This window comes from Collinsella sp. AF25-2LB (assembly GCF_003458415.1).
Classification (GTDB): domain Bacteria; phylum Actinomycetota; class Coriobacteriia; order Coriobacteriales; family Coriobacteriaceae; genus Collinsella.
Genome location: NZ_QRUF01000002.1, coordinates 123,153 through 133,236, shown reverse-complemented (window position 1 = coordinate 133,236; position 10,084 = coordinate 123,153). Strand labels below are relative to the sequence as shown.

The following is a 10,084-nucleotide window of genomic DNA, read 5'->3' as shown; positions in this document are numbered from 1 at the left end:
GGCGCCCCCCGGGGACGGACAAACCTACTCCGTCTCGCCCGGTCGAGCGCCGCGGGCCAGGGCGTCCTGGTACTCCTTGACGGCCTTGATCCTCTGCATCGGCTTGAGTCGCTCGAACATGGTATTGCCGTGCAGGTGATCGATCTCGTGCTGCAGGCACACGCAGAACAGGTCGCCTGTGGCCTCATAGCGAATCAGGTTGGCATCCAGGTCATACGCCTCGACGACAACGTGATCGGGACGCTCGATCTCGCAGCTAATGCCGGGGATGGAAAGGCAGCCCTCGCTAAACGGCACCAAATGGTCACTCTGCTCGACAATGACGGGGTTGATGAGCACGTACGGGTCGTAATCGTTCTTGTCGCTGTAGTCGCAGTCGATGGTGACGAGCTGAATGAGCTCACCGATCTGCGGGGCGGCCAGGCCGCAACCGCCGTTGTCGAACATCATCTTCTTCATCTTCTCGGCAAGCGCCTCAATCGCCGGGGTGATCTCCTCGATGACGGCGCACTCCTGGCGCAGACGAGGGTCGGGCGACAGTACGATTCCGTTGGCTTCCATGGCCATCCTTTCGGGTTGTTACATCAAATCATAGGCATCGACGTCAACGCTCACGCTCACGCCGCGCATGGAGCCCGCCTCTTTGAGGCAGGCGTCGATATCATCAGAGACATGGTACCCCACGGGCGACTTCACAAGCAGATGGAAGCGGTAACGGTCCTTGGCTCTCTCGATTACACACGAAGCCGGGCCCAGCACCTGCGGCACCGCGCTGCCCGCCCGCAAAAAGTCTGGCGCGGCGGCATGCCAGCGGCGCTTAAGAAGCTTTGCAATGCGCCCGATGTAGTCGTGCGCGTCGTCTCGGTTCGCCGACCACACCAAAATGTTGACCAGGCGAATAAACGGCGGGTACAGCGCGTCGCGGCGCTGATCCAGGTCGTAGTCGGTAAAGATCGAACGGTCGTGCTCAGCGACGGCGCGAATGACCGGATCCTCGGGCAGGTAGGTCTGGATGATCACCTCACCGGGACGATCGCCGCGACCGGCACGGCCCGCCACCTGTTCCAGCAGGTCGTAGGCGCGCTCCCCTGCGCGGAAGTCCGGCAGCTTGAGGGCAAAGTCGGCATTGACCACGCCCACAAGCGTGACCTCGGGAAAGTCAAGGCCCTTGGCGATCATCTGCGTGCCCAGCAGCACCGCACAATCGGCGGCATCGAACTGCTCGAGCAGTTTTTTGTGCGCATCCTTGCCGCGCGTGGAATCGGCATCCATGCGAATGATGGCGACATCCTCGGGCAGCATCTGGTGCAGCGCGTCCTCGATCTGCTGAGTGCCCAGGCCCATTTTTGCCAGATAGCGGCTACCGCATTTGGGGCAACGACTCGTGGGCGCGGGATACGGCTGCACGCGCCAAGACGATCCGCAGGTGTGACACTGCAGCGTGTGCGTGCGCTCGTGATACGTAAGCGCGGTGGAGCAGTGGTTGCAGGTTGGGACGCAGCCGCACTCGCGGCACATCAGGAACGGCGCAAAGCCACGGCGGTTATGTAGTAGCACTGCCTTCTCGCGGCGCTCGACCACACGCTCCAGACCTTCCATCAAGGGTTTTGAGAACATAGAGCGGCTGCCGTGCGAGAACTCGCGGCGCAGGTCGGCAATGCGGACTGTCGGCAGCACGGCGTGTCCCGGGCGCTCGGGCATCTCGACGCGCGTCCAGGTGGCACCGTTATACGTGCCACGGCGGCAGCGGTCGAGGGCCTCGGCCGAGGGCGTGGCGGAGCCCAACACGAGCGGGCAGCGGTAGCGCCGCGCCATCTCGGCCGCCACCTCGCGCGCATGGTAGCGCGGACTAGAGCCCTGCTTGTAGCTGGTCTCGTGCTCCTCGTCGATGATGATGAGACCCAAGTCGCTGAGCGGGCAAAAGAGCGCCGAGCGGGCGCCGACTACCACGCGGGCCGCACCGCTGGCGACCATATCCCACTGGTCCAGACGCTCGCCGGCCGAAAGGCGCGAATGGAACACGGCGACCGTCTCGCCAAAGCGCGAACGGAAGCGGCCGACGGTCTGGGCCGTCAGCGAGATCTCGGGCACGAGCACGCAGGCCGAACGGCCGGTCGCCAGCACGCGCTCAATCGCCGAGAGGTAGACCTCGGTTTTGCCGGAGCCGGTGACGCCGTCGACCAGCACCACGTCGCCATGAGCGTCCAGACGGGCGCGCTCAATCTGCGCGAGTGCCTGTTGCTGGCCGTTGGTAAGAGAGACCGGCGCCTTGCCGCTTGCCGAGGACAGCGTGGTCTGCTCGCTGCAACCGCGCCAGGCACGGCGCTCCTCCACCACCACGACGCCGCGTTTTTCGAGCGCCTTGATGGTCGCCGACATACTGTTATAGAGCAGGTTGAGGTCGCGCGTCGTGACCGGGCCGCACTGGAGCGCCTCGATGAGCTGACGCTGACGGACCGCGGTCTTTGGCGGCGTGTAGTCGAAACCCTCGGGCGTGAGCATGACCCAGCGGTTTTGGATGGGTTTAACGGCAGGGCGCTCAACGGTCCACACGCCGTCATCGCCCTTGACCACGCGCGGGCTTCCGCCCGGAGGCAAGAACAGGCGCAGGCACTCGGAAAGCGTCGCAACATACTCGCGGCTCATCCAACGTGCAATACGGGCGGACTCGGCGCCAAAGAGCGGTTTGCTGAGGATGGTCTCGATGGGCTTGATGCGCGCGGTGTCGAGGGTAATGTTGCCTTGCAAGTCGCCCAGTTCGGGCGCAATATCGACGATATAGCCTGCGGCAGCACGGTTACCAAAGTGGACCAGGACCGTGGATCCGATCTGCGCCTCGTTGGCAAGGGACCGGGGGATACCGTAGGCGAATGGCTCGGACAGCGCACGGGTCGGGATGTCGAGGACCACGCTCGCGTAGGCGGCAACGGGCTCGGGCGCGGACTCGGGCTTGGCCTGCTCGGCCGAGCGGTCGGGCTTTTCGAGGGCCTGTTTTGGTTCCGGCGAACCAAACAGCGAAAGTTGCTCGGCTATGGCCCCAGCACCTCCTATCCCATACGTCTACAGAAACAAGAGCCCCGCTCTGAGTGAACGGGGCTCGGATACATACATTTGCGCAGCGATTACAGCGCCATCGTGCGGGCGCGGTCGATGCGCGCCAGGCAGTCGTCGCGGCCGACGAGCGCCATGGTCTCGCCCAGCGGAGGACTCACCATGTTGCCGCAGACGGCGACGCGCACGGCCTGGAACACCACGCGCTTCTTAAGGTCCATCTGCTCGGGAAGCGGCTCAAGCGCGGCGTCAATGTTGACAGCCGTCCACTCGTCCACGCCCTCGAGCGCGGCCTTGGCGGCATCCAGAATGGCACCCATGCCTTCCTTGGCCAGGCCCTTGTTGACGGACTTCTCGTCATACTCAAGCGTCTCGACCGTAGCAAAGATGGGAGCGGCGACGGTCACGGCGTCGGCCGGCATCTTGGTGCGCGGCTTAACGATGGCAGCAAGCGCATCGATCCAATCCTCGCCGTACTCGACATTACCCTCGATAAGACCCGCCTCGTGCAGCTCGGGGACCATGATCTCATCGGCAAACTGAGCATCGGACATGCCATTGATGTACTCGGCATTAACCCAATCAAGCTTCTTGGGGTCGAAGGTCGCCGGGTTCTTGGAGATGCGGTCGAGCGAGAACTTGCTGGCCAGGACATCGCGCGGGATGATCGTGGTCTCGCCGTCGAGCGACCAGCCGAGCAGCGCCAGATAGTTGACGAAGGCGTCGGACAGGTAACCGGCGTCGCGGTACTCCTCCACCGAGGTGGCGCCGTGGCGCTTGGAGAGCTTTTTGCCGTCGGCACCCAAGATCATGGAGATGTGGGCGAACGTGGGCACGGGCGCGCCGAGGGCCTCGTAGACCATGACCTGACGCGGGGTGTTGGACAGGTGGTCGTCGCCGCGGATGACATGGGTGATCTTCATCATGGCGTCGTCGACGACAGTCGCGAAGTTGTACGTGGGCGTGCCATCGGAGCGGAAGATGACAAAGTCGTCGAGCTCCTTGGCATCGAAGGTCACCTCGCCGTGGACGGCATCGTGGATAACGACGTCGCCGCGGTCCTCGGGCACCTTGATGCGAAGGACGTAGGACTCGCCGGCCTCGATGCGACGGCGGGCCTCCTCGGGATCAAGATTGCGGCAACGGCGCTGATAGCCCTGGAAGGGGTCCTTGCGCTCCTGCGCGGCCTTGCGGTCGGCGTCGAGCTGCTCCTTGGTGCAGAAGCAGGGATAGGCCTTGCCCTCGTCCCAAAGCTTCTGGGCGGCCTGCTTGTACAGGTCCAGGCGCTCGGTCTGGGCGTAGGGGCCAAAATCGCCGCCCACCTCGGGACCCTCGTCCCAGTCCAGGCCCAGCCAACGCATGGCGCGCAGAATGATCTGCGTGTTCTCGTCGGTGGAGCGGGTGGGGTCGGTGTCATCGATGCGCAGGATGAACGTGCCGCCGTTAGCACGGGCGAAAGCCCAGTTATAGATAGCGGTGCGGGCGCCGCCGATGTGCAGCTTGCCCGTCGGTGAGGGTGCAAAGCGGACGCGAACGTCTGATGCCATGGAAATCTCCTCGATTGCAGGATGGATGTCTAACCGCATCAGTATAAAGCATCAAAGCAACCTCCGCACAAAGGGCACCTACCTACTCATTGGGGACAGACTTAAATGACCATTCTTTGGGCAACCTGTCGGCACTTAGGCAAGGCTGATCATTTAAGTCTGTCCCCAATGAGTAGGTGCGGAAAGGGTGTGAATGTTTGATTTACGCGCTATGATGTGCCCTTGCATAGAGAGCCCGGCGGAATGGTAACGGTCGCCGGGACACGTTTTTGAAAGGACAATCATGTCAGAAGAACTTCGTTCCATCCCGCCCCAACACGGGTCCTTTGTTTTTACGTCGGAGTCGGTGACCGAAGGTCATCCCGATAAGATCGCCGACCAGATCAGTGACGCCGTCCTCGACGCAATTCTCGCCAAAGAAATAGAGCTCCAGGAGCAGGGCTACATCGCCCCCAACGGCGTGCCTGCCAACGTGGAGAACGTCCGCTGCGCCTGCGAGACCCTCGTGACCACCGGCACCGTCATCGTCGCCGGCGAGATCCGCACCCAGGCCTACGTCGACGTACAGGAAATCGCCCGCGGCGTTATCCGTCGCATTGGCTACAACCGTGCCAAGTTCGGTTTTGACTGCGACACCTGCGGCGTTATGAGCCTCATCCACGAGCAGTCGCCCGATATCGCCCAGGGCGTCGACGAGTCCTTCGAGACCCAGACCGGCGCTACCACCGACCCGATCGACCTAATCGGTGCCGGCGACCAGGGCATGATGTTCGGTTATGCCTCCAACGAGACCAAGACCCTCATGCCCATGCCACACTACCTTGCCAGCCGCTTGGCCGAGCGCCTGGCAGCCGTGCGCCACGACGGCACCCTCGCCTACCTGCGCCCCGACGGCAAGACCCAGGTCACCGTGCGCTACGAGGAAGGCAAGCCCGTCGAGGTCACGACCATCGTCATCTCCACGCAGCACGCCGCCGAGATCGAGGACATGGGCAAGATCAAGGCCGACCTCATCGAGCACGTCATCACCCCGGTCATGGCCGCCGAGAACATGCCGTGGGACAACGCGGACATCTACGTGAACCCCACCGGCCGCTTTGTCGTGGGCGGCCCCATGGGCGACACGGGCCTCACCGGCCGCAAGATCATCGTCGACACCTACGGCGGCTACGGCCGTCACGGCGGCGGTGCCTTTAGTGGCAAGGACTGCACCAAGGTCGACCGCTCCGCCGCGTATGCCGCGCGCTGGGTCGCCAAGAACGTGGTCGCCGCCGGTCTGGCCGACCGCTGCGAAGTCGAGCTTGCCTACGCCATCGGCGTTTCCAAGCCCCTGTCAATCATGGTCGACACCTTCGGTACCGCACATGTTGCTGAGCATAAGATCGTTGAAGCCGTAGAGAAGACCTTCGACCTGCGCCCGGGCGCAATCATCCGCGACCTGGACCTGCGTCGCCCCATCTACGAGAAGACGGCAGCCTACGGTCATTTCGGCCGAGAAGACGCCGACTTCACCTGGGAAAAAACCGACCGAGTCGAAGAACTCAAAGCAGCCTGCGGCCTGTAATTAAGAACCGCTAAGGTCACAACAATATATACACTTTCAAAAGAAGTACCGGTCCCAACCGGTACTTCTTTTTTATTTAACCGGTGGTGAAGATGAGCCACTGCGGGACATGGAATAGGTCACCAGCCAATGAATTTTGGAGCACACGCGCCTCTACCATGTATCCTTAGTCCCGAGGGCGGGGCATAAGGTCGATCGCGAGTTCCGCACGAGCCGGAGAGCACTTAATGTGCTCTCCGTGCGAGCAGGACTGTCCGAGCAGGCGACCTTATGCCCCGCCCTCGGGACGAAGGGATAGAAAAGGAGCAGCCATGGCAGGCAAGCCGCAAACACTAGCTACGACCTCGGCATTCGAGATCTTGGGCCCCGTCATGGTCGGCCCCAGCTCATCGCACACCGCCGGCGCCCTGCGCTGCGCCCAAGTTGCCGCCAGCCTGTTGGAAGGCCGCATCACCAAAGTCACCTTTGGCCTGTGGAACTCCTTCGCCCACACCTACCGCGGCCACGGCACCGACCGCGCGCTCGTCGCGGGTATCCTGGGCCTCGACACCGATGACGAGAACATCAAGCAGGCCTTCGACCTCGCGCACGAGCAGGGCCTCGAATATCACTTTGACATCAAGGGCGACGACGCCTCCATCCACCCCAACACCGTCGACATCGACATGGTCGACGACACGGGCGCCACGGCACAGGTCCGCGGTGAGAGCCTGGGCGGCGGCAAGATGCGCATCAGCCGCATTAACGGCGTCGGCGTCGACATCTCGGGCATGTACTCCACACTCTTCGTGGCGCACTACGACGTCCCCGGCGTGCTCGCCGCGCTCACCAACCTGCTCGCCTACGCCCACGTGAACATCGCCTTCTGCCGCACCTACCGCACCGAAGTGGGCGGCCAGGCCTACTCCGTCTTTGAGACCGACGGCGCGCCCGACGACACCGTTATCCCCATGCTACGCAAACTCGACAATGTCGATTACGCGACCTTTATCGAGCTCCCCGGTTCTGCCTCGTCGCTCTCCCCCGGCGTCTCGGCCAAGGAAATCTTCGACGACGGCGAGCAGCTGCTCGATGCGTGTGAGGAACAGGGGCTCAGCATCGGCGCCGTCATGGCCGTTCGCGAGGCGCGTCTGACCGGCGAGGCCCACGCCGTCGCCGCCATGCGCCGCGTGCTCGACGTCATGCGCGAGGAGACCACGGCCCCACTCGCAAATCCGCTGCGCTCACTCGGCGGGCTTATCGGCGGCGAGGCTAAACTCGTCGATGCCACAGGCCGCAACGATTTGAGTGAAAGCCTGATGGGCGTCGTCCAGACCGACGCCGTGGCCCGCGCGATGGCCGTGCTCGAGCGTTCCGCCACGATGGGTGTGATCGTCGCAGCTCCGACGGCAGGCTCCGCGGGTGTCGTGCCCGGCTGCGTGCTGGCGCTGGCCGATCACCTTCAGCTCGACGACGAGCAGGTCATGGACGCGCTCTACTGCGCAGCCGCTATCGGCCTCAACCTCACCACGAGCGCCTGCGTCGCCGGTGCCGAGGGCGGCTGCCAGGCCGAGGTGGGAAGCGCCGCCGCCATGGCAGCCGCCGCGCTGGTGCAGATGCTCGGCGGCACGCCCGAGCAGGCGCTCGACGCCAGTTCCATCGCGCTGAGTAACCTGCTGGGCCTCGTTTGTGACCCCGTCGGTGGCCTCGTGGAGGTGCCCTGCCAAAACCGCAACGCCATCGGCGTGGCAGCGGCCTTTAGTTCGGCACAACTCGCCCTCGCAGGAATTAAGAGCCTGGTTCCGTTTGACCAGATGGCACATGTCATGCTCTCAGTGGGCCACGCGTTGCCGGCCACGCTGCGCGAGACGGCAAAGGGCGGCATCGCGCAGGCTCCGGCCGCACTTTCAGCCTGTGCAAAATGCGGTGTGTGCGGATAACGGCTAAGAACGACTCAAAGGTGGGACAAATGTCCCACCTCTTTTGAATGCCACCGTTTCCGTACCACAAACAGCAGGGCAATCGCTATAATGCAAGCCCAGTAAAAACACGATGAGCCGCAAGGCGAAATTCGAAGGATATGCATACGATGTCGCAAAACGATCGAACTCAACTGATTCCCGATCCGCAGCAGCCGAGCAGGCACACCGGCGGCGTTCAGTCGCCGCGTCCTATCGCGCCGAGCCCCGGTCAGCAGCGTGGTGCGGCAAACGCTTCTCAACGCCCGAACCAACAGCGACAGCATCGTCAACAACGTCAGCAGCGCCAGGCAAACGGCAATGCGCCCAAGCAGCCCCCAACGCACGCCCGAGGCGATCGCGGCCCCGCGCGCAAGTCCCCCGAGAACAATAAGTCAGGCAAAAAGACGACGCTCTTTGTCGTCTTAGGTCTTATCGTCATTGTCTATATCGTAGGCATCGTAGCGTTTTCACAGGTAGCCTACCCCAATACCACCATCGCCGGCGTCGACGTCTCGTTCTCCAACGCTTCGTCTGCCGCCACCAAGGTCAACTCGGCATGGAAGCACTATAAGCTCACCGTGACAGGCGATGACTTTAGCTGGACCTATCAGCCCGAGTCCGATGAGCCCATTGTCGACGGCGAAGCTGCCGCAAAAGAGATTATCAGCCACAACGAAGCCTTTGTATGGCCGGTCCGCCTTGTGGAATCCTTAAGCGGCAAAACCAAAACAACCGCTACCTCCAACGAAGTCGATCTTGATCAAGACGTCGACCTGTCCATGCTCTCCGACACCTTTGACCAAAAGAAGTTTGAGAAGGATCTGGGCGCCGCCATCGACGAGTTTAACGAGGGCCGTTCGGGCACGTTCGAGGCCAATAGCTCCTATGACGAGCAGGCCGGCAAGTTTGCCGTCGAGAAGGCGCGCTCCAACGAAAAACTCAACCGCGAGCATGTCATTAAATATGCCGAGCTCGAGCTTGCCTCGCTGGCCGAGACCGTAGATCTTTCCAAGCTCGGCAACGATGCCTATGAGCCGCTCAATGGAACGCTAACCGATGATCAGATTCAGGCCGCATGCGATGCCGCCAACAACTTCCTGGGCGTCAACGTGACCCTCAAGCTCAACGGCGAGGATGCCGGCAAGGTTGATGGCAGCTCCGTATTGCAGTGGATCAGCTTTGCCGATCCGGCCAACCCCACGCTCGATACGTCGCAGATCAGCAGCTGGGCAGCCGAACTCGCCAACGGCTTTAATACCGTGGGCTCCACTCGCTGGTGGACGCGCGCCGATGGCAAGCAGTGCGCCGTCGAAGGCGGCGACTTTGGTTGGTCCATCGACAGCAGCTCGCTCGCCAAGCAGGTCGAGGACGCCATTAACAACAAGCAGACCGGCGAAATCGAGATCAAGTACTCCCAGAAGGCCGACACCTTTACCGCAAAGGGAGAGCCCGACTGGAAGGCGTATATCGACGTCGACCTGTCCGAGCAGCACGCGCGCTACTATGACGAGAGCGGAAATATCGTTTGGGAGGCCAACTTTATCTCGGGCAAGCCGGGCGAGGACGCCACGCCCGAGGGCGTCTGGCAGATCAACAGCAACGACGGCGGCAGCACCCTGATCGGAGCCAAGGACCCCGAGACCGGCAAGCCCAAATACGAGAGTCCGGTGAGCTACTGGATGCCGTTTGAGGGCAACATGATCGGCTTCCATGATGCCACCTGGCAAAACGACAAGAGCTTCGATAACGCCGAGTCGTACAAATGGTGCGGCAGCCACGGCTGCATCAACCTGCGCCTGGCAGACGCCAAGGCACTTCACGACTGCATCAAAGTCGGCCTGTGCGTGGTCGTGCACTCGTAGTGCAACGCGCACATTCATACAACGTGGAACCGCTGCGACCAATCTAACAGTTCCGAAAGAAACCGTTCTATGCGCCCGCCCCAACCGGTGGGCGCATATAATTATCGAGGGTCTTTCTAT

6 protein-coding genes are annotated in these 10,084 nt (G+C 62.4%); 3 read left to right on the top strand and 3 right to left on the bottom strand.

Features of this window, described 5'->3' with window-relative positions:
• Positions 1–24 precede the first annotated feature (24 nt).
• From def to gltX, 3 genes are all read right to left on the bottom strand, one after another.
• On the bottom strand, positions 25–561 hold the full coding sequence (gene def / locus DWY51_RS01760) for a peptide deformylase (RefSeq protein ID WP_055250379.1): 537 nt from the start codon (positions 559–561) through the stop codon (positions 25–27).
• A gap of 18 nt (positions 562–579) precedes the next feature.
• Positions 580–2,910 carry a primosomal protein N' gene (gene priA, locus DWY51_RS01755; RefSeq protein WP_233504588.1) on the bottom strand — a complete coding sequence of 777 codons (2,331 nt, stop codon included), beginning with the start codon at positions 2,908–2,910 and terminating at the stop codon, positions 580–582.
• A gap of 212 nt (positions 2,911–3,122) precedes the next feature.
• Positions 3,123–4,598 (bottom strand): glutamate--tRNA ligase, encoded by a 1,476-nt coding sequence (gltX, locus tag DWY51_RS01750; RefSeq protein WP_117769647.1) that lies wholly within the window; start codon positions 4,596–4,598, stop codon positions 3,123–3,125.
• A gap of 283 nt (positions 4,599–4,881) precedes the next feature.
• Here gltX and metK point away from each other — a divergent pair, with 283 nt between their 5' ends.
• The 3 genes from metK (at position 4,882) to DWY51_RS01735 (ending at position 9,964) form a co-directional block, all read left to right on the top strand.
• Positions 4,882–6,162 (top strand): methionine adenosyltransferase, encoded by a 1,281-nt coding sequence (gene metK, locus DWY51_RS01745; RefSeq protein WP_035138245.1) that lies wholly within the window; start codon positions 4,882–4,884, stop codon positions 6,160–6,162.
• A gap of 311 nt (positions 6,163–6,473) precedes the next feature.
• Complete coding sequence (gene sdaAA / locus DWY51_RS01740; RefSeq protein ID WP_117769646.1) at positions 6,474–8,081, top strand: L-serine ammonia-lyase, iron-sulfur-dependent, subunit alpha; 1,608 nt, start codon at positions 6,474–6,476, stop codon at positions 8,079–8,081.
• 149 nt (positions 8,082–8,230) lie between these two features.
• Positions 8,231–9,964, top strand: coding sequence for a L,D-transpeptidase (locus tag DWY51_RS01735; protein WP_158556887.1), 1,734 nt, complete (start codon positions 8,231–8,233; stop codon positions 9,962–9,964).
• The last annotated feature ends 120 nt before the right edge of the window (positions 9,965–10,084 follow it).